This window comes from Vibrio sp. Vb0598 (assembly GCF_033338935.1).
Classification (GTDB): Bacteria; Pseudomonadota; Gammaproteobacteria; order Enterobacterales; family Vibrionaceae; genus Vibrio; species Vibrio alginolyticus.
In genome coordinates, this window is record NZ_JAWOTP010000010.1 from 116919 (window position 1) to 136222 (window position 19304).

18 protein-coding genes are annotated in these 19304 nt (G+C 44.5%); 12 read left to right on the forward strand and 6 right to left on the reverse strand.

The features are described from left to right. Positions 1-9 precede the first annotated feature (9 nt). Genes R7Q38_RS12370 through R7Q38_RS12395 form a run of 6 tightly spaced genes read right to left on the reverse strand, consistent with a single transcriptional unit; the run spans position 10 to position 4014 of the window. On the reverse strand, positions 10-1410 hold the full coding sequence (locus tag R7Q38_RS12370; RefSeq protein WP_239938598.1) for an AMP-binding protein: 1401 nt from the start codon (positions 1408-1410) through the stop codon (positions 10-12). 4 nt (positions 1411-1414) lie between these two features. Beyond that, entirely contained in the window at positions 1415-1975 is a 561-nt protein-coding gene (locus tag R7Q38_RS12375; protein WP_170893744.1) for a hypothetical protein, read from the reverse strand. Continuing rightward, entirely contained in the window at positions 1975-2232 is a 258-nt protein-coding gene (locus R7Q38_RS12380; RefSeq protein WP_005382279.1) for an acyl carrier protein, read from the reverse strand. The genes R7Q38_RS12375 and R7Q38_RS12380 overlap by 1 nt, the downstream gene beginning before the upstream one ends. Positions 2233-2247: 15 nt before the next feature. Then, on the reverse strand, positions 2248-2508 hold the full coding sequence (locus R7Q38_RS12385; protein WP_005382278.1) for a phosphopantetheine-binding protein: 261 nt from the start codon (positions 2506-2508) through the stop codon (positions 2248-2250). A 13-nt stretch (positions 2509-2521) separates the two neighbouring features. After that, positions 2522-3289 (reverse strand): lysophospholipid acyltransferase family protein, encoded by a 768-nt coding sequence (locus tag R7Q38_RS12390; protein ID WP_005388305.1) that lies wholly within the window; start codon positions 3287-3289, stop codon positions 2522-2524. Further along, complete coding sequence (locus R7Q38_RS12395) at positions 3286-4014, reverse strand: beta-ketoacyl synthase chain length factor (RefSeq protein ID WP_137281802.1); 729 nt, start codon at positions 4012-4014, stop codon at positions 3286-3288. The genes R7Q38_RS12390 and R7Q38_RS12395 overlap by 4 nt, the downstream gene beginning before the upstream one ends. Positions 4015-4090: 76 nt before the next feature. Between R7Q38_RS12395 and R7Q38_RS12400 the strand changes: the two genes are divergently transcribed. From R7Q38_RS12400 to R7Q38_RS12455, 12 genes are all read left to right on the forward strand, one after another. Continuing rightward, positions 4091-4489 carry a hypothetical protein gene (locus R7Q38_RS12400; RefSeq protein WP_005382272.1) on the forward strand — a complete coding sequence of 133 codons (399 nt, stop codon included), beginning with the start codon at positions 4091-4093 and terminating at the stop codon, positions 4487-4489. A 27-nt stretch (positions 4490-4516) separates the two neighbouring features. Then, positions 4517-5584 (forward strand): class I SAM-dependent methyltransferase, encoded by a 1068-nt coding sequence (locus R7Q38_RS12405; protein WP_053307501.1) that lies wholly within the window; start codon positions 4517-4519, stop codon positions 5582-5584. A gap of 7 nt (positions 5585-5591) precedes the next feature. Beyond that, positions 5592-6836: an NAD(P)/FAD-dependent oxidoreductase gene (locus R7Q38_RS12410; RefSeq protein WP_065274276.1), complete on the forward strand. Its 1245-nt coding sequence runs from the start codon at positions 5592-5594 to the stop codon at positions 6834-6836. A 210-nt stretch (positions 6837-7046) separates the two neighbouring features. Beyond that, complete coding sequence (locus R7Q38_RS12415) at positions 7047-7787, forward strand: transglycosylase SLT domain-containing protein (protein WP_080276914.1); 741 nt, start codon at positions 7047-7049, stop codon at positions 7785-7787. A 99-nt stretch (positions 7788-7886) separates the two neighbouring features. Beyond that, positions 7887-9095: a DEAD/DEAH box helicase gene (locus R7Q38_RS12420; protein ID WP_239938599.1), complete on the forward strand. Its 1209-nt coding sequence runs from the start codon at positions 7887-7889 to the stop codon at positions 9093-9095. Positions 9096-9345: 250 nt separating this feature from the next. Beyond that, entirely contained in the window at positions 9346-10008 is a 663-nt protein-coding gene (locus tag R7Q38_RS12425) for a potassium channel family protein (protein WP_005388291.1), read from the forward strand. After that, positions 10005-11372, forward strand: coding sequence for a TrkH family potassium uptake protein (locus R7Q38_RS12430; RefSeq protein ID WP_005388288.1), 1368 nt, complete (start codon positions 10005-10007; stop codon positions 11370-11372). The genes R7Q38_RS12425 and R7Q38_RS12430 overlap by 4 nt, the downstream gene beginning before the upstream one ends. A gap of 360 nt (positions 11373-11732) precedes the next feature. Next, complete coding sequence (locus R7Q38_RS12435; RefSeq protein ID WP_239938600.1) at positions 11733-14717, forward strand: M6 family metalloprotease domain-containing protein; 2985 nt, start codon at positions 11733-11735, stop codon at positions 14715-14717. A gap of 172 nt (positions 14718-14889) precedes the next feature. Continuing rightward, positions 14890-15702, forward strand: coding sequence for a hypothetical protein (locus tag R7Q38_RS12440; protein ID WP_005384311.1), 813 nt, complete (start codon positions 14890-14892; stop codon positions 15700-15702). 176 nt (positions 15703-15878) lie between these two features. Further along, positions 15879-17348, forward strand: coding sequence for a protein adenylyltransferase SelO (locus R7Q38_RS12445; RefSeq protein ID WP_239938601.1), 1470 nt, complete (start codon positions 15879-15881; stop codon positions 17346-17348). Positions 17349-17560: 212 nt separating this feature from the next. Further along, positions 17561-18559: a TRAP transporter substrate-binding protein gene (locus R7Q38_RS12450; RefSeq protein ID WP_017634784.1), complete on the forward strand. Its 999-nt coding sequence runs from the start codon at positions 17561-17563 to the stop codon at positions 18557-18559. A 70-nt stretch (positions 18560-18629) separates the two neighbouring features. Then, a complete protein-coding gene (locus tag R7Q38_RS12455) occupies positions 18630-19304 on the forward strand; it encodes a TRAP transporter small permease (protein WP_005384308.1) in 675 nt (224 codons plus the stop codon).

The window sequence follows — 19304 nt, forward strand, 5'->3', positions numbered from 1 at the left end:
TTACTAGCTTTATTGGAATAGTTTTTCAATTTCAGCAACTTGGCGTTTGCCTTGGCTGTTCAATGGAATTTCGTCGACCACTCGGAATTTTCTCGGGATAGCGATCGGTTCTAGCCAATTGCGCAGTGCCTTGCGAAGCTCAAGCCAAAATTTGCCTTTACCAAGTTCATTAAGCACATCGCTGCCTTGATCGTTAAGTACGATGATCGAGACTAACGTGAGGCGACCAGATTCTTCCATTGGGATCACCACGCTTTCTTGAATCCACGGCAATTGCTCTAAACGTTTTTCCACTTCGACAAGGGAAATACGCTTTTCTTCGACTTTGACGATTCGGTCAGTGCGTCCACGCAATTCAAAAGAAATACTATCATGGAAATAGCATTCATCCGCAGTTTGGTACCAAGTGTTTTCATCAATGTGTGGCGAGCGGAGCTTTAAACAATTTTCATGGTTAAGCTCGGCTTCAACACCAGGGAATAACGTCCAGGGAGTGCTAGCTACGTGCTGCTGACGGTAAGCGATGCCGCCGGTTTCTGTGCTGCCAAACACTTCAATAGGAAGTGACCCAAACAACTCCTGGCTGTGCTGCGCCGCTTGGTTTGGCAAGGGGCCACCAGAAGAAAATACACACCGAATCGCAACCGGATCGTGCTCTTCACTGAGTCGTTTTAGTAACGCAGGGCTGCTTACTAGCGTGGTGTCAGCATCAGCGTGATGGACAATTTGCTCTGGGAACTCAAGGTTGTGTGCTGAAAATGGACGTGCAGAGCACAAAGGCCACAATACGCGGAACAGCAAGCCGTAAATGTGTTGATGAGAAACGGTGCTTTCAACGCGTGTGTTGGCAACTGTGTCGCCCCATAGGTTATCTAGAATAGAAACTTCGATATCGAGCTGTTTAAGCGTTTTTGCAATGGCTTTTGGTGTGCCGCTTGAACCCGAAGTGAATAGCGTTACCGGTATTTCCGCTAGGTTTAATTCTCGCCAAAAATAAGGTTGTTTGGCCTCTGGCTCGTTAATCACGGTGGTTTCTAGCAATGATTGAGCTTCGATCAAAAGCGAGCTCACCAGTTCTGGAACCGAGACATCGGCATCATGCAGCAACAAATCGTAGTGCTCACTGAGCTCTTTGAGTGCTTCTGGTTGGTAATTACCAGGTAATACAATGGATTTTCCTGCATAACAACAAGCAAAAAAGCCAACGGCAAACAGGTAGCTGTTGCCAAAACACAACGCAATGTTTTGCGTTGGTTGGGTTTCTAACTGCTGAGCAAGTGTTGCGACGTGCTGCTGGAAATCACCCCACGTGATAACCGTGTCGCGCTCGTAAGAGACTGGGGATTGCTCAGACCTCTCTGCGATGAACAAGGTCGCTAGGGAGGTAAAGCTCGAATACGTTGTATTCATACGATTAGTGTTCCTTTCGAACAAATTGACGCACGATCCATTCTCCAGCGAACAAGCCACCAGCAAGTAAGTAGCTGATGAGGCCGTTATAAAGCGTCCATATTTTTACTGGTAGGAAACAGGTATAGAGTGCAACAGCAGCGTTGAGCGTAAAAAAGGCGCACCAAACCATCGTCACTTTGCGAGTGTAAGTCACGCCACTAGCCGGAAGGTCGGGTTCTTGCAAGCGAGCAAGCCTCTCTATGATCGATTGCGGCTGTTTTAAGCTCAGTCCAAATACACACAGCATACATGCATTGACAACGACAGGGTAAAACTGAAGCCACCCATGTTGTTTAAACACCATGCCAAGCGTAATTAGGACAATGCCAACAGCGCCCGTAACGAGCGCCAAGAACTTAAACTCTTTTAGTGGGGTCTTATTTGCGACGAAAACACGCAAAAGTAACGCAGCAATTAACAAGCCCCCAACTAAGTTCAAGCCAAATTTATCTATACCGAAATAGACGGCGAAGGGGTAGGCAAACAGTACAATTGCAGACAAACCAGTCAGCAATTGGCGCATTAACTTTCCTTCAATAACTCAGTGACAGCGTTAACCACATCGTCAACGGTTCTTACTGCACTAAACTCTGCTGGCTTGATTTTTTTGCCAGTGACATTCTGTAGGTGTACGACCAAATCAACGGCGTCAATGCTATCAAGATCGAGATCTTGGTATAAGTGCGCATCTGATTGAATGTCGGCTGCGTCAATTTCGAACAGCTCAACAAGCGCATCTTTAACTTGTTCAAATACTTGATCTTTATTTACATCAGTCATGAATATACCTACAACTTATTCATTAGTTTGAGAAGAAACGTATTTCGCTAGATTTGCTACAGACGCAAAGTGTTCGCGCGTATTTGAGTCGTCGGCATCAATAACGATGTTGTATTGTTTTTTTATTGCGAGTCCAAGCTCAAGCGCGTCGATAGAATCTAAGCCAAGTCCATCACCAAAAAGTGGTGCATCCGTTTCAATATCATCTACGGTTAAATCTTCAAGGTTTAAAGCATCAATAATAAGTTGCTTAATGTCGTTGTGTAACTGTTCCACTGGGACCTGCTTATTAATAAAAGTTTTCTGGAAAAATGTTTTCAGCTAGGTGCTGTTGTAAGCGTCGCGCCGCTATTGTCGGCGACGTAGTTTGCTTTATAAAGGGGGTAATCTCAACTTTATCCTTAACTTCAACCCTGAAAAAGGGCTTTGTTGCCGGTACTTGATACCATTTTTTCTCTTTTGTGAGGAAACTTGGTGTTACCGTAATATGGACAACTCTTAAATCTCGTTCTGTTCTTACCGCAATTTGTGCTGCACCACGTTGTAATTTCGGTTCTACACCTGGCGTTGTTCTTGTTCCTTCAGGAAATATAAGCAACACGTTGCCTTTGTTAAATCGTTCATCACAAAGTGCTAATAAATCATCCGGTGCTTCATTGGGAATATATCCGGCTGCTTTTACGATGTGCTTCATAAAAGGATTCGACCATATTGCCGATTTTACTAAACAGTCGCAGCGATTTAATTGTGAAGCAATGAGAACGTAATCGATTAAACTAGGGTGGTTGGCAACAATTAAACAATTACGATCTTGTTGAAGAATATCGGCACCAATAATTTGATAATCGATTGCGCCACTCAACTTCATCAATTTACAAAATGTGTTGAATGAATATCGAATCGCACCTTGAACTTTATATTCGCGTTCCGTTTGGTCTGAAACAAAAATACGAATGGTCGGAATAACAATGAAGCTCAGTACTAAACCACCTAACCCAAATACTGAAAAACAAAAGCCTGTTGCTAGCACACGCCAATACTGATTTAAGCGAGTCATTTTTTGTGCCATTCCCAAATTTGTTTCGGAGCGTGAATAGTCCACTGATTTTCATCTGACAAGTAGTGTTGCAAAAACGCTAAGCCTTGTGGCAACGGGTGGTTTGAGCATTTTGCACTGATGCCGCTTTGCACCGTGAAGCCATCTCCATGAGAAAGTATCAAGCCAAGTCCAAACCCTTTGTATTGTTGGTTTTCATATTCTAAGTAAGAGTCAGGCATAGGCTCATCAAAATCAACAAGCAGTACTTTTTTGTCAGGATTGTCGGACAAAAACAGCCATGCTTCTAATATTGCGCTTTGGAATGTGTTTTCTGCCGCAGCGATAGAAGTTAGGGGAATGGGTTGTTTAGTTGCGATAGTGGCAAGCCCTGCGGCGGTATTGTGCACCGATTGAGAAAAAGCCATCGGAGACGCCTCTTCTCCATTAATTATATCTTCAACTAGTGCGACGCTGCGATGCAGTTCACCATGACGGCTTGAAAATACAAGGTAATCAACTTGATGTTGATTAAGCATTTCGATTGCAGTTTGTACCGCCAGTTTACTGAGTGGGCTCATTCTTCTGCGCATCATCGCAGGAATATTTGCAACATTGATTTTGCCATCTTCTGGCCATTTTATCTCTGTTGCCCATTGTTTCCATTCATTGGATTCGGATAAACCGAATGAATTCGCTGTCCACGCATCAATATTGAACGAAATGTTGATCTTCGAGTTTGGCATATTGGGTTAAATTGTTTATTTTACAGCTCGATACAAATTGGGGTTGACCCAAATTCACAATAAAAAGGAAATTATCATGTCGCGTTTTAAGCTGTATGTCTCGTTATTATTAACTTTGCTTCTTGTTGGTTGTGGACGAGTACAACCTGTAATGAATGTGGAGGATACTCCAGTTGCTTATGATCTTCAAAATAAACAAGTAAAAATGGCCATAGTGCAATCAGCAACTAACCGAGGCTGGACGATCGAAGAAGTAAGCCCTGGTGTTCTTATTGCAAAAATCCACGTTCGTAAACACTCTGCAGAAGTAAAAATCCCATACAATAATAAATATTACTCAATTATTTATCTCAACTCAGTAAATCTCAAAGCAAGTGATGGCAAAATCCACCGCAATTACAATCGTTGGGTAAACAACTTGAATGTTGATATTCAGCGAGCTATTGCATTGTTGGGCAATCAATCTCAACAATAAAACTATTAATTGCAGTTAGGTTTTTCCGTGTTAAATCAAAATAATGACCCTTTTAATGCTTTTGAAGCGAAGACAGAAGCTCAGAAGTTATCTTTTGCACCAATCGTGTTCCAGACCGCCAAAACGCTTCGAGATTTAGGTATTTTAGCCGCTTTAGACAGCGCTGGCGCTCAAGGCATGAGTGCCACAGATATTGCCGAGAAAACGGGAGTATCAGAATATGGTGTTAAAGTACTGTTGGATATGGCGATTAGTGCGCATATTGTTTTATGGGAACGACCTAACTATTCGCTTGCAAACCTTGGTTTTTACCTTCTTCATGATGGTATGACGAATGCAAACATGGATTTTACGGCAGATGTTTGTTACGCCGCGATGATGCATTTGACGGAAGCAATTCAAGAAGGTAAACCGTCAGGTTTGAAAGAGTTGGGCAATTGGGAGACCATTTATCAAGGTCTATCGACGTTACCAGAACAAGCCAAACAGAGCTGGTTTAAGTTCGATCATTTCTATTCGGATCGCTCTTTCCCACTTCTGCTTAAAGAGGTATTTGCAAGCAAGCCAAAGCATCTTGTGGATATTGGCGGAAATACGGGAAAATGGGCGATTCAGTGTTGTAAACATGACCCTGACGTTCAAGTGACGATTGTTGATTTACCGCAGCAATTAGAAGTAGCGATGAAGAATGTTTCAGAAAACCAGTTCGTCGAGCGTGTACGTCCATACCCTGCAAACATGCTTGATAAAGCACAAACATTGCCTGAGCATGCTGACGTATGGTGGATGAGCCAGTTCTTGGATTGCTTTTCCCCAATTGAGATCCTCAATATCCTTAAAAAAGTTAAAGCCCAGTTAACGAAGGGAGATACTATTTACGTATTGGAGCTGTTTTGGGATGCTCAAAAATACGCGGGAGCTTCCTATAGCCTTAATGCCACTTCTCTTTATTTTACCTGTTTAGCTAACGGTAATAGTCGCTTTTATCGCAGTGATGATTTCTTAGAAATTGTCGAAGCGGCAGGTTTATCTGTCGTTGAAAGAACCGACAATATTGGCCTTGGTCATACCTTATTAAAACTACAAGCAAACTAAATTCAGAATGAAAACAGAGCTCAAGCAAGTTGTTGTCGTAGGAGCGGGGCCATCAGGTTCAACCGTTTCTGCGTTATTAAAATCGCGTGGCATAGATGTTGTTGTCTTAGAAAAAGCGACTTTTCCACGTTTTTCCATAGGAGAAAGCCTACTCCCTGCCTGTATGGAAGTTGTTGAACAAGCAGGAATGACCAATGCAGTAAAGCAGTTTGGCTTCCAGTATAAAGATGGTGCTGCATTTCGTCGTAATGGCGTATACACCCAGTTCGACTTTACAAACAAATACACGCCAGGACCGGGCACGACGTTTCAGGTTCAACGTGCCAACTTTGATAAAGTATTGGCAGATAGCGCTGAAGATCAAGGCGTAGAGATTCGCTATCAGCATGAGCTGCTCAACCTAGTGTTTGAAGGGAAAAAGTCTCGATTAGAAGTGCTCGACTCAAATAAGAAGGCTTATCAAATCGAAGCAGATTTTGTGTTGGATGCAAGTGGCTTTGGGCGTGTTTTGCCACGCTTGTTGGAGCTAGAAGAACCTTCTTGTCTTCCGCCTAGAAAAGCGATCTTTACCCATATCGAAGATCATATCTCTCCCCAAGAGCCGGAATACGATCGCAACAAAATTTTAATTTCAGTTCATCCTGAAAATCACGACGTATGGTACTGGCTAATCCCATTCTCTAATGGTACTTGTTCGTTTGGTGTGGTGGGTGAGCCAGAATTTTTCGAACAATACCCAGAAGATAAGATTGCAGCGTTGCAGCAGTTAGCCAATGAAGAGCCGGGTTTGGCTTCTTTGTTGCGAAATGCGAATTACCCGAATCCAGCAGGCGAGTTGGGTGGCTATTCTGCTAACGTCAAACGTTTAGCGACAGAGCACTACGCGTTGCTTGGTAATGCAGGTGAGTTTCTTGATCCTGTATTTTCATCGGGTGTCACTATCGCCATGAAATCGGCCGAGTTTGCAGCGGACTGCGTGGTTCGTCAGCTGAATGGTGAAAAGGTTGATTGGCAAGAAGAGTACTCGCAACGCTTAATGGTGGGAGTGAACACATTCCGCACTTATGTGGAAGGCTGGTACAACGGCACGTTGCAAGATGTGATTTTCTATCAAAACCCGAACCCACGTATTAAACAGATGATTAGTGCGATTTTGGCTGGATATGCTTGGGATACGAATAATCCTTACGTAAAACAAAGTGAGCAGCGTTTGTCGACGCTTGCAGAACTGGTTCGGGAAGCTGAACTGTAAGAATATACATTCGCTTATCCGAGAATCAGTAAACCTAGGTCTTACCAAAAAATTGGTAAGACCTTTTTAATGCCTCTTTACTTTTACTTCTAGCGTGTTGGAGACACATTGACCACTTACATCGGTGTGTATCGAATTTGAGAATTTTTATGGTGACATTGATCACACCTAGAATTCCTGTTGCTGATATTTATATTAAATTTGTAGGAAATGGATTACATTCTGGGAGTGTTCCCTACATCTGGCTTCGTTGTGAAAACGGTTTATAAGCAACTGTATAAGTTAGTAAAGTTCCAAAAACTACACCAAAAAAAAGACAAGTTTCTTACCAAATCAATTCGCTTGGTGAGTTCGAGCCATCGACTACGCCAAACGCTTCCTCTACTTTCTAAAATTGTCGAAGAACATGACGCATCAACGGTCTCTTCGATTGCAGATCCCGAGAACGCGGTAGCGTGGGGAGGTAAAGTTTCTCCAGAGTTCAAATCTAAAGTCATCCGTATTAGTAAAGAGCTAAAGATCAATCCTAATCATCTTATGGCGTGCATGGCATTTGAAACTGCTGAAACTTTCAGTCCAAGCATCAAAAATGGTTCCGGAAGCGGGGCTACAGGGTTAATTCAATTTATGCCCTCTACCGCAGAGTCATTAGGAGTGAACACAAAGACTCTTGCGAGAATGAGCGCGCTTGAACAACTTGACTATGTGAAAGCGTACTATTGGCCCTATCGAAATAAAATTAATAGCTTAGAAGATGCTTACATGGCCATTCTCTACCCTGCTGCGATTGGTAAACCGCCGTCTTTCGTTTTGTTCAGACAAGGCTCAATTGCCTATCGACAGAATGCAGGTATCGACCGCCACAAAACGGGGAAAATCACGCTTAATGATGTTTCCTACAAAGTGAGGCAAAAATTAGAAAAAGGTTTGCAGCCCAATTTCATGGGCTAAGATTGTGTCATGTTCCTAGTTTTTCGTGCATGAATCCTTCTGTTACTTCACGGGGATTCTGATACACTACGCGCCCATTTCCTCTGTTGAGACCTTTCTATGCCATTTTCTAAGCTTGGTTTAAGCGCATCGATTGCTGATGCAGTAAAAGCGCTAGGTTATGAAAAACCCACTTCTATCCAACAAAAAGCCATTCCAATCGTATTGCGTGGCCGCAATTTAATTGCAGCAGCGCAAACGGGCACAGGTAAAACGGCCAGTTTTGTTCTGCCAATCTTAGAAAAGCTTAGTCGAGGCGAAACGCAACGTAAAAAACGCGCTCGTGCGATTATCCTAACTCCAACACGCGAACTTGCGCTTCAGGTTCATCAAAGTATTGAAGCTTATGGTAAAAACTTACCATTACGCTCAATGGCGATGTTTGGTGGTGTGGATTATGCACCACAAAAACAAGCCTTGATCGAGGGTGTCGATATTGTGGTCAGCACGCCTGGGCGCTTGATTGATCTGTACGGTCAACGCGCGATTCACTTTGATGAAGTGGAAATGCTAGTGCTTGATGAAGCCGACAAAATGTTGGATATGGGATTCATCGATGCGATCGACAAAATCGTCGACTGTATGCCAGAACATGTGCAAAGTTTGCTGTTCTCAGCGACGTTATCTAACCCTGTTCGTGACTTGGCGAAAAATGCGATTATTGATCCTGAAGAGATCACGATTGCAAAGCACAGTGCCTCAAAATCAAATATTAAACAGTGGATCACGACCGTCGATAAAGACATGAAGTCGTCGCTGTTAAGTCACTTGCTTAAAGAAAATGACTGGTCGCAAGTACTGGTATTTATTGAAACTAAACACGGCGCGGCCAAACTGGTAAGCCAACTTGAGAAACGTGGCATTGTGGCAGAAGCATTCCACAGTGGCCGTAATCAGCGTGTTCGCCAGGAATTAATAGAAAAGTTTAAAGCGGGTGAAATCCAGTACTTAGTCGCAACCGGCGTTGCTGCGCGCGGTATTGATATTGATAATCTGCCAGTTGTCATCAACTACGATTTACCTTACCCAGCGGATGAGTATGTACATCGTATTGGTCGTACAGGTCGTGCTGGCGCGAAAGGTGAGGCGATATCACTGGTTTCAAAAGACGACTTTAAGAACCTCTGCATGATTGAAAGTCGTTTAGGGCACTTGCTAGAGCGAGTGGAAATTGAAGGTTTTGCGCCAAGAAAGCCAGTACCAATTTCAATTTTAAATTACGTGCCTAAGAATAAACGTAAATCGCACGATAAGCGCGAATCAAAATAGCCAGTTTATCCAATGATCTAAAAGCCGCATTCTTGCGGCTTTTTGCGTTTTTAGGCATCCAATTATGTAGCCATCGCGACGGTTTCTATTCGGTAATGAGGAAAAAAGTTAATCAGTGTCATACGCTTAACACGTAAAGTGAATCAAGGTGCGTTAAGCTTTTGTCAATTATCTGTCCGCAGGTTTGCACAAGGTAAGGAATGGGCGCAAACTTTTTTGCTTGCTAATGAATGCATAAGATGGGGCACAAATGAAAACAGGTGATAAGCAATTCGCCGTTATTGGTCTTGGCCGATTTGGTTTGGCAGTGTGTAAAGAGTTACAAGATTCAGGCGCTCAAGTTTTAGCCGTTGACATCAACGAAGACAGAGTTAAAGAAGCTGCCAGTTTTGTTAGTCAGGCGGTTGTGGCTAACTGTACTCACGAAGAGACGGTTGCTGAGCTCAAACTTGATGATTACGACATGGTGATGATTGCCATCGGAGCGGATGTCAATGCCAGTATTCTTGCGACATTGATTGCTAAAGAGGCGGGAGTAAAGTCAGTATGGGTTAAAGCCAACGACCGCTTCCAAGCTCGTGTTCTGCAAAAAATTGGCGCAGACCACATTATCATGCCTGAGCGTGACATGGGGATACGTGTCGCGCGTAAAATGCTCGATAAACGGGTTCTTGAGTTCCACCCATTAGGCAGTGGCTTAGCTATGACGGAGTTTGTGATTGGCTCTCGTTGGATGGGTAAGACACTAAGTGATTTGGCTCTGTGCAAAGTCGATGGCGTGCAAGTGCTAGGGTTTAAACGGGGCCCAGAAATTACCAAGGCACCTGACCTTAATACCACACTAGAAATTGGTGACCTAATTATTGTGGTCGGCCCTCAAGATGCGCTCGCAAATAAATTAAAATCGCTATGACGTATTTTCATCAGAAAGGTGTTTTTTACGCACCAGATGGTAAACAAGAGAAAGCGAAAGGCAACGAACCGCGAATTATATTGCTCAGTTTTCTCGGTGTTTTACTGCCTTCTGCGGTATTGCTAACCTTGCCAGTTTTTTCTGTTACGGGCCTGTCGATAACGGATGCTTTGTTTACTGCAACGTCCGCTATTAGTGTGACAGGGCTTGGTGTTGTCGATACTGGGCAACACTTTACGCTTGCGGGTAAAATCTTGCTGATGTTTTTAATGCAAATCGGTGGGTTGGGGCAGATGACTTTGTCGGCGGTCTTACTCTATATGTTCGGCGTGCGTTTGAGTTTGCGTCAACAAGCGCTGGCGAAAGAAGCATTAGGGCAAGATCGGCAAGTCAATCTAAACCGACTAGTAAAGCGGATTGTTGTTTTCGCGCTTGTTGCAGAAACGATCGGGTTTATTTTTCTCTCTATCCGCTGGGTCCCTGAAATGGGCTGGCAGACTGGTATGTTTTACGCCTTGTTTCATGCAATTTCTGCATTTAACAACGCTGGGTTCGCGCTGTTTTCTGACAGTATGATGAGCTTTGTGAATGATCCGTTGGTTATCTTTACACTGGCGGGGCTATTCATTTTTGGCGGGCTTGGTTTTACTGTTGTGGGTGACATCTGGCTAAACTGGCGCAAAGGTTTTCACTTTTTGCATCTTCACACCAAAATCATGCTGATTGCGACACCGATATTGCTCTTAGTCGGAACGATGATGTTTTGGTTACTTGAGCGAAGCAACCCAAACACAATGGCGTCTTTACCTGCAACAGGGCAATGGTTGGCGGCATTCTTTCAATCTGCGAGTGCTCGAACGGCAGGGTTTAATAGTGTTGACTTGGCGTTGTTTACCCAGCCAGCCTTACTGGTCATGATTGTTCTAATGTTAATTGGAGCGGGTTCCACCTCAACGGGGGGCGGTATTAAAGTTTCCACATTTGCTGTTGCGTTTATGGCTACGTGGACCTTTTTACGCCAAAAGAAACATGTGGTTATGTTTAAGCGAACCATAAATTGGCAAACTGTGACTAAGTCATTGGCAATTATCGTTGTGAGCGGAGCCATCCTGACAAGCGCAATGTTTTTATTGATGCTTACCGAGAAAGCCAGCTTTGATAAGGTTATGTTTGAAACCATTTCCGCATTTGCCACAGTGGGGCTCACCGCCGGTTTGACTGCGGAACTTTCTGAACCTGGTAAATACATTATGATCGTGGTGATGATCATTGGTCGTATTGGGCCGCTCACGCTTGCCTACATGTTGGCACGTCCTGAACCTACCTTGGTCAAATACCCAGAAGACGCCGTTCTTACAGGTTAATATAGCGTTAAACAATGGCCGCGCGACCATTACGAGCATTGATTAATAGCAGTGCTCGTACATTTATAGAATATGTGGAATGTTGCCCAGTTTTACCTACAAATTCGTAGAAGTTCATTTCTTCTTCCTTTCGTTTCGATACTATTCATTCACTCAATTTATATTCTCAGAAGCTACGCTCATAACAGCGTTTTGGAATCCGACGCTTTTGTAGTGTGACACCAAACTACGTCGTGTTATCTGAGCGAATTGATACCAGCCTTCGTCAATAGTCACTCAGTCTTACTCTATGCCCATAGGGTTACTTTGTGCTTGTTGTGCTTGGTATTAATTAACGAATCGAAAAGATGGAGTCGTACTTTGAAATTCAACACACTCGCCATGGCTATGCTAACTGCGCTTCTTGCAGGGAAGAGCATGGCAACTACTCCGCCATCACCGGTTTGGCATACTATTGCGTTGAGCGATGGTAGCTCCAGTGAGGCAATTCTACGTGGAACGGCAGATTTCCACTGGTTTGAAGATAAGCAGGGCAATGCCTTACTTCAGGAAGACGGCGTTTGGTTTTTCGCGCAGATTCAGCGCGAGTCAGACACGCCAATATTGATCTCGACAGGTGTGGTGAAAACGCAGTCGAGTGAGCCACCTGAGTCGGCGAGGTTTCGCCCGGATTTACAAGTTAAACCGCAATTATCTTCTCTAAAAACCATTGAACCGATGGCACGAAAAAACCTACTGCGTTCGGCGCAAGGTTACCAGGCGATGAGCAGTTCAACGGTGAAGCAGCAGCCCCTATTGGTTGTGCAAGTTTCGTTTGATGACCAAGCAATGGTGCATGATTTTGAGCAACGCGTATTTAATACCAATGGTCAAAGCGTTGTGGATTACTTTGATAAAAACTCTCAAGGTAAATTCAAAGTTGTTCCTGCACTTGAGAGTTACGGCACCGCCAATGACGGTGTGATAGATGTGACTGTGGCACAAAGCCACCCTAACTGTCACTCTAGTTCGACTGATAAAACATGCACCGCCAAGTTGAATGCGGTTTTCACCGAGGCTTATCAAAAACTGGATCCATACTTTAATCTTTCGGCCTACGACAGCAATCAAAATGGTACCGTAGAACCGTCAGAACTCTCTGTCATGTTTATTTTTGCGGGGGGCGATCGTTCAACAGGGGTTCTCAACCGTCCTGCTATTTGGCCGCACAAATTCTCTCACGATGATGTCACACTAGATGGTAAAAAGATCACAGACTATTGTGTGTTCGCTGACTATCAAGTTGATCATCAAGCGACCTTGGGCGTGATCGTACACGAGCTTGGCCACTTAATGCTTGGCTTACCGGATTTGTACGCAAGGAACAGTGATGCCTCGATCGGCTCTTGGGGCGTGATGGGTGGCGGTTCATGGGCGCAGAAACCGGGAGATTCATACGCTGGTGACACTCCGGTGAACATGAGTGCATGGAGCAAACACGCTGCTGGTTTTGTTGTACCAACGGTAACTCATGAAAGTCCAGCGCCTATTTCTGTGAACAACGACGATGTCAAGCTGGTGTATCTCGACCCGTACTTGAAAGAGTTTGGCCCACGTGTTTACTTGGAAAATCGCACCTTTAGCGGTTACGACCGAGCATTGGCGGCTGAAGGTATCCTGGCGACGTCGGTCAATGTCCAGAACCGCTTTAATGATGTTGGCGCGATGCAGGTTCAAATCATGCAGGCTGATGGTCTGAATGAGTTAGAAAATGATGGTAGGAGTGACGCTGACGATTTGTACCCTAATGGTGGCGATGTCATTTCAGATACATCGACCCCGGGTCTGAGAGCGATCACAGGGTTTGATACTGGGGTTCGTATTTCCAACATTGCCAGCAACACCAACGGCGGTAGCTTTTCTCTTGAGCATACAAACGAACCAAATAAATCAGCATGGCTGAACTCTCTTCATCAAGGTTATGTGTACGCGAGTGGGAGTAACACTCTGGCGGTGTCACTGGACTTGAATAGTGATACAGAGCTTGATGGCCTTCAACTTTACGCGCAAAGAGATAGCGCTCAAAGTGACATGATTTATCGAGTTTGGCGATTCCCATTTTCTGGAAACATTGGCTATCGATTAATATTGAATCAAAACAACGCTGAGCTTTTACAGCAAGGTAACTTCCAAAAGTCATCTCGAATTTTATTCCCTCAATCAAGCCAATTGAGTGCGGGTCAGCATCTATTGGTCGTTGAATTGGAAGGCGGTCAATTTGATGCAAACTTTGACTTCGGCCGCTTGCTAAAAACTGAAAAAGCCTCCCTACCTGTAATGTGGACTGGTGATTACAGTGAGATTGGCACGTTTGGTCTAGAAAAAGCCGGGTTCTCTTATATTCCGTTTGCAGCATTATTAAATGTGGATGCGAGCAACTTGGTTGAAGCGAAATCTGATTCGTTACAAACCAATAAAAATACGCCAATCAAACTGAACCTGATGGACAATGATTTCATGGCGGTAGGGTATCAGTTCAATGTGGACATTGTGCAGAAGCCTGAGCACGGCACCATCTCTGGCAACCAGTACCAACCTGAAGCTAACTTCGTTGGTCTGGACACTTTCCAATATCGTTTGTTGTCGGTTGATGGTGCGTACTCATCTTCAATCGTGAATGTGCAGGTGGAAGTGCTTGGCAGCAACGAAGCGCCAGTGGCCGTGATTGATTTTGATAATAAAGACATGACGGTTGGGCAGCGAGTCACGTTGTCTGCGTTAAATAGTACGGATGCTGATGGTGACGTGTTGAGTTATAAATGGGAGCAGTTGGCTGGCACTTCAGTTTCTCTTGGCAATGCAACCAGTGTTAGCACAAGCTTTACGGTGCCTCAAGGTGCAAAAGCGGGTGAGGTTCTGACATTCCGTTTAACCGTGACTGATCCTAGTAATGAAACGTCCAGTGCTACCGTCGATTTAACCATGAAAAACGCAGCGCCACTTACGCTTGCAGATACGGCGACCGTTGCCGTTGGTGAAAGTATTCTGATTGATGCAGCGAGCAATGATTCGGATGTGAACGGCGATAAACTGGTTGTAGAAAGCGTACAGAACGTAACGGGTGTGGGAAGTGCGAGTGTAGAGAATGGCAAAATCCGTTTTCAAGCACCGGATAGCCCTACTGACGGCATCAAGCTGCAATATACGGTTTCAGACGGTCATGGTGCCACTGCTACGGGGGAAGTTATCGTGACGGTTGTTGCTTCTTTGAAGACAACGACATTCAAGAACTCTGAAGGTAGCGGCAGTGTTTCTTATTGGGCTTTGATGTTACTTGCAACATTAGGCTGGCGACGTCGCGTCTAAAACGGTATTGAATTGCGGTATAAGCCACTCACATTGAGTGGCTTATTTTTTATCTGATCTATTTTGGTTTCGTTCTCATTGTCTTATGAGATGTGTTTCTCATTATTTTTAAAGCGATTTTTCTACTCTGCGGTTACCCTAGGGGCCGATTTTTATGAACTAAGGATGTTATATGTCTACCGAGGGCTTTTCTGTTTCGGAAATATGCCGAGAAGCGGCAGTGATGGTCAGAAGGAATCTACTCGCAATTGTTATTGCTTGTATTCCGTTGATTATCGTGCACTCAATTTTTGCTTTTATGTATCCTGAAATGACGGGGCAAGATCAAGCGAACGTTCAAGAAGGCAATGTCGCAGGATTTTATTTCGTCACAATTATTTTGTACCCACTTGTTGCCGCTATGGCGGCTGTGCGTGTGCATCGAATTTATTTAGCCGGCGATTACATGCACTCTGCGTTGGATGTATTTCGTTTGTCAGCTCGAGAATTCCGTTTCATAGGCTGGTGGATACTGTTTGGACTGATGATGATGCTCGTTATTGGTATCCCGATCTTTGTGTTGTCGTTTATCTACATTGCAGAAAGTGGTGAAGCCGACTTTGTTGCTATGGCTATTATCACAACGATTGCAAGCATTCCTGGCTATTGGGTAATGGCGCGATGGTCATTTGTGTTGCCAGCGACTGCAATGGATCATCAGCCGCGCAGTTTGCGTCGTTCGTGGAACCAGAGCAGAGCATACAACAAACAAGTATTCATTTTGATGGGACTAATTCCATTGGGTGCGGGCTTGCTCAGTCAGCTGATCTTTAGCCACTTTACGAATCTCTTTATGTTGAGCTTCGTCGGTGTGGCCTATGGTATTTTTGGCGCGTACCAGCTGGCATTGTTATCGTTGAGCTATAAAACGGTAGTGGATATCGAACGCGCTCGTTTTGATACGCCATCACAGCCACCAAAAACGGGTGAAGAATTTTCCGCTTAACCCTTTGATCGTTTTTACATGCTACCTCCGTTTAGGAGACGGTCTGCGGCAGGTTGATACCTTCCTGCCGCCTTCGCGTTATTCACGCAAAATACCCATGCCCATTTCATGGCTGAATGACAGGGACATTCACACGTATACTCACAACAGTACTTCTTTTTATTAAGGAACCCTACATGTCCATTTGGCAACGGGTCAATTTCACCCATCGCTTTAGTCAATTACCGTCAGCGTTCTATACGTTGGTCGAGCCACAACCCTTGGACAACACTCGCTGGGTCGCTTGGAATGGTGAGTTTGCACAGCAGTTTGGTTTACCAGAAGAGCAAAACGATGAGTTATTGGCGGTTTTTTCTGGGCTAAGTGAATTCGAACAATTTCGTCCTCTTGCGATGAAATATGCAGGCCATCAGTTTGGCGTTTACAACCCAGATTTGGGCGATGGACGTGGATTACTGTTGGCAGAAATTGAGCATCAGAATGGTACTTGGTTTGATCTTCACCTCAAAGGTGCAGGGCTAACGCCTTACTCGCGAATGGGAGATGGGCGAGCGGTATTACGCTCAACTATCCGTGAGTACCTGTGCAGTGAAGCCATGGCGGGCCTTGGGGTTCCCACGACACGTGCTCTCGGTATGATGGTCAGTGATACACCTGTTTATCGAGAAAAAACGGAATCGGGCGCTTTGTTACTTCGAATGGCTGAAACCCATGTTCGATTCGGTCACTTTGAGCATTTCTTTTACACCAACCAGTTAGCAGAGCAGAAGCTGTTGGCGGATAAGGTGATTGAGTGGCACTTTGCTGATTGTGCATCGGCGGAGAAACCATATGCCGCGATGTTTGACGCCATCGTGACTAAAACAGCCGAGATGATCGCATATTGGCAAGCTTTTGGTTTTGCGCATGGTGTGATGAATACCGATAACATGTCAATTCTTGGGCAAACTTTTGATTATGGTCCGTTTGGCTTTCTTGATGATTATGAGCCGGGATACATTTGTAATCATTCAGACTACCAGGGTCGTTACGCATTTGATCAACAGCCTAGAATTGCGCTTTGGAACCTGTCAGCACTGGCGCATGCGCTATCGCCACTCGTTGAACGAGAAGATTTAGAATCGTCGTTGAGTCAATTTGAAGTTCATTTAAGCCAGCAGTTCAGCTGCCTCATGCGTGAGAAGTTGGGCTTAAAAACCAAGATAGCGGAAGACGGGCGTTTGTTTGAAGCTATGTTTGAGCTTCTTCACCAGAACAAAACGGACTACACTCGCTTCTTCAGAACACTTTCAAACCTTGATAATGCGCCTTCCCAAGCCGTAATCGATTTATTTCTCGACCGAGAAGCAGCGCGAGCTTGGCTTGAGCTGTATTTAGCTCGGTGTGAGCTAGAGGTTGATGAACTAGGGGGCCTGATTTCAACCGAACAGCGTTGCAAACAGATGCGTCAAGCCAATCCCAAATACATCTTGCGTAACTACTTGGCTCAGTTGGCGATTGATAAAGCGGAAGAAGGGGACTTTAGCGAATTACACCGATTGGCCGAACTGTTAAAACGCCCATTTGATGAGCAAACCGAGTTTGATGATTATGCGAAATTGCCGCCGGAATGGGGGAAGAAAATGGAGATAAGCTGTTCTTCATAAATGGGTCATTTCCCACCCATTTGTATCTTTTTCTTGGGTGGAATTCACTCGTTACACTTCGGATTCATGTTAATGGGCTATGTTAATTTATTGAAATACATGTAAATTTTAACATGGTCCATTAATTGCTCCTTGTTGAACATCCGTACCCATCGCCTAACACCTAGTTACTCATGGACGGGATGGGATGTGATTCAACAAGGAGAATAATAATGTTTAAGCCTCTAACTCTACTATCTGTCTCTGCACTTGCTGTTACCAGTTTTAATGCTGCCGCAAATTGTGACCCGGGTGAAACGGTCATCAAGTTTAGCCATGTAACGAACGCGGACAAACACCCTAAAGGCATCGCGGCTTCGTTACTTGAAAAGCGCGTCAACGAAGAGATGAACGGTAAAGTCTGTATGCAGGTGTTTCCTAACTCAACACTGTATGATGATGACAAAGTGTTGGAAGCGCTACTGAATGGTGATGTTCAACTCGCTGCTCCTTCTCTTTCTAAGTTTGAGAAATTCACCAAGAAGTACCGCCTTTTCGATCTTCCTTTCTTGTTCGATGATGTCGACGCGGTTGACCGTTTCCAAAACTCGGAAGCGGGTGAAAAGCTGAAAAATTCAATGAAACGTCGTGGCCTACAAGGCATTGCGTTTTGGCATAACGGCATGAAGCAAATGTCAGCCAACAAGCCGCTCATTTCTCCAACTGATGCTGAAGGACTTAAGTTCCGTGTTCAAGCGTCTGATGTACTCGTTGCTCAGTTTGAGCAGCTAGGTGCTAACCCACAAAAAATGTCGTTCAAAGAAGTTTACGGCGGCTTGCAAACTAAGGTTATTGATGGTCAAGAAAATACTTGGTCAAACATTTACGGCAAAAAATTCTTCGAAGTTCAAGATGGCATTACGGAAACGAACCACGGAATTCTGGATTACTTAGTTGTGACGTCAAACGACTTCTGGAAAAACCTACCAGATGATCAGCGCGAGCAGTTAAATACCATTATTCAAGAGGTAACTGCGCAGCGTAATGCTGAGTCAACCAAAGTAAACCTTGCGAATAAGAACAATATCATCGAGGCAGGTGGTGTGGTTCGTACTCTAACGCCAGAACAGCGCCAAGAATGGGTCACTGCACTTCAACCAGTATGGAAGAAGTTCGAAAAAGACATTGGTTCTGACCTAATCGAAGCCGCTTTGGCGTCTAACCAAAAATAATAACACCTAGCACATTTAGCCCTCTCAAACTGAGGGGGCTCTTTCCCCCTACAGACGACGTGATGTAATTATGGAACAGACTTTTTTTGCCAAGGCTGGACGAATCACCGATGCCATTGAAGAGACTTTGATTGCTTTCTTCTTGGGTGCCATGACCTTGCTGACCTTTGCCAATGTCATCTTTCGTTATGTCTTTAACGACAATATTCTTTGGGCGCTTGAGCTCACCGTTTTCATGTTCGCATGGATGGTGTTGGTTGGCGCATCTTATGGTGTGAAAAAACACTTTCATATTGGTGTCGATGTCATTATTAACATCGTTCCGGAAGGTAAACGAAAAGCCCTGGCGCTTTTTGCAGCAATGTGTTGCTTAGCCTTCTCTATTTTGCTGTTAATTGGCGCTTGGAACTACTGGTATCCGTTCGCTACTGACCGAGCGTGGTATGAAACGGACGATATTCCGATGCCTGAAATACTCCAGTTCATGGCCGACTGGCTAAATGAGGGAGAGCGTTATGAAAAGCTGCCACGTTTTATTCCTTACTTCGCTTTGCCACTTGGAATGGCGCTACTAACGTTTAGATTTGTTCAAGTCACGTGGCAAATCGCTACTGGTAAGCTCGATCGCTTGATTGCAGGACATGAAGCGGAGGAAGAGCTCGAATCTCTTAAAGCTGAGATGAGTGACGCTGAAGACGTAATGGCTCCAAAGGCCTCGCAAGACGCTAAAAACAAGGAGCAATAA

Excerpts from the sequence above, each read along its gene's own strand:
- R7Q38_RS12380 (WP_005382279.1), bottom strand. The coding sequence starts at position 2,232 with ATGACTGATGTAAATAAAGATCAAGTATTTGAACAAGTTAAAGATGCG.
- R7Q38_RS12400 (WP_005382272.1), top strand. The coding sequence starts at position 4,091 with ATGTCGCGTTTTAAGCTGTATGTCTCGTTATTATTAACTTTGCTTCTT.
- R7Q38_RS12450 (WP_017634784.1), top strand. The coding sequence starts at position 17,561 with ATGTTTAAGCCTCTAACTCTACTATCTGTCTCTGCACTTGCTGTTACC.
- R7Q38_RS12370 (WP_239938598.1), bottom strand. The coding sequence starts at position 1,410 with ATGAATACAACGTATTCGAGCTTTACCTCCCTAGCGACCTTGTTCATC.
- R7Q38_RS12415 (WP_080276914.1), top strand. The coding sequence starts at position 7,047 with ATGGATTACATTCTGGGAGTGTTCCCTACATCTGGCTTCGTTGTGAAA.
- R7Q38_RS12420 (WP_239938599.1), top strand. The coding sequence starts at position 7,887 with ATGCCATTTTCTAAGCTTGGTTTAAGCGCATCGATTGCTGATGCAGTA.
- R7Q38_RS12395 (WP_137281802.1), bottom strand. The coding sequence starts at position 4,014 with ATGCCAAACTCGAAGATCAACATTTCGTTCAATATTGATGCGTGGACA.
- R7Q38_RS12410 (WP_065274276.1), top strand. The coding sequence starts at position 5,592 with ATGAAAACAGAGCTCAAGCAAGTTGTTGTCGTAGGAGCGGGGCCATCA.
- R7Q38_RS12455 (WP_005384308.1), top strand. The coding sequence starts at position 18,630 with ATGGAACAGACTTTTTTTGCCAAGGCTGGACGAATCACCGATGCCATT.
- R7Q38_RS12430 (WP_005388288.1), top strand. The coding sequence starts at position 10,005 with ATGACGTATTTTCATCAGAAAGGTGTTTTTTACGCACCAGATGGTAAA.
- R7Q38_RS12425 (WP_005388291.1), top strand. The coding sequence starts at position 9,346 with ATGAAAACAGGTGATAAGCAATTCGCCGTTATTGGTCTTGGCCGATTT.
- R7Q38_RS12445 (WP_239938601.1), top strand. The coding sequence starts at position 15,879 with ATGTCCATTTGGCAACGGGTCAATTTCACCCATCGCTTTAGTCAATTA.
- R7Q38_RS12390 (WP_005388305.1), bottom strand. The coding sequence starts at position 3,289 with ATGACTCGCTTAAATCAGTATTGGCGTGTGCTAGCAACAGGCTTTTGT.
- R7Q38_RS12440 (WP_005384311.1), top strand. The coding sequence starts at position 14,890 with ATGTCTACCGAGGGCTTTTCTGTTTCGGAAATATGCCGAGAAGCGGCA.
- R7Q38_RS12375 (WP_170893744.1), bottom strand. The coding sequence starts at position 1,975 with ATGCGCCAATTGCTGACTGGTTTGTCTGCAATTGTACTGTTTGCCTAC.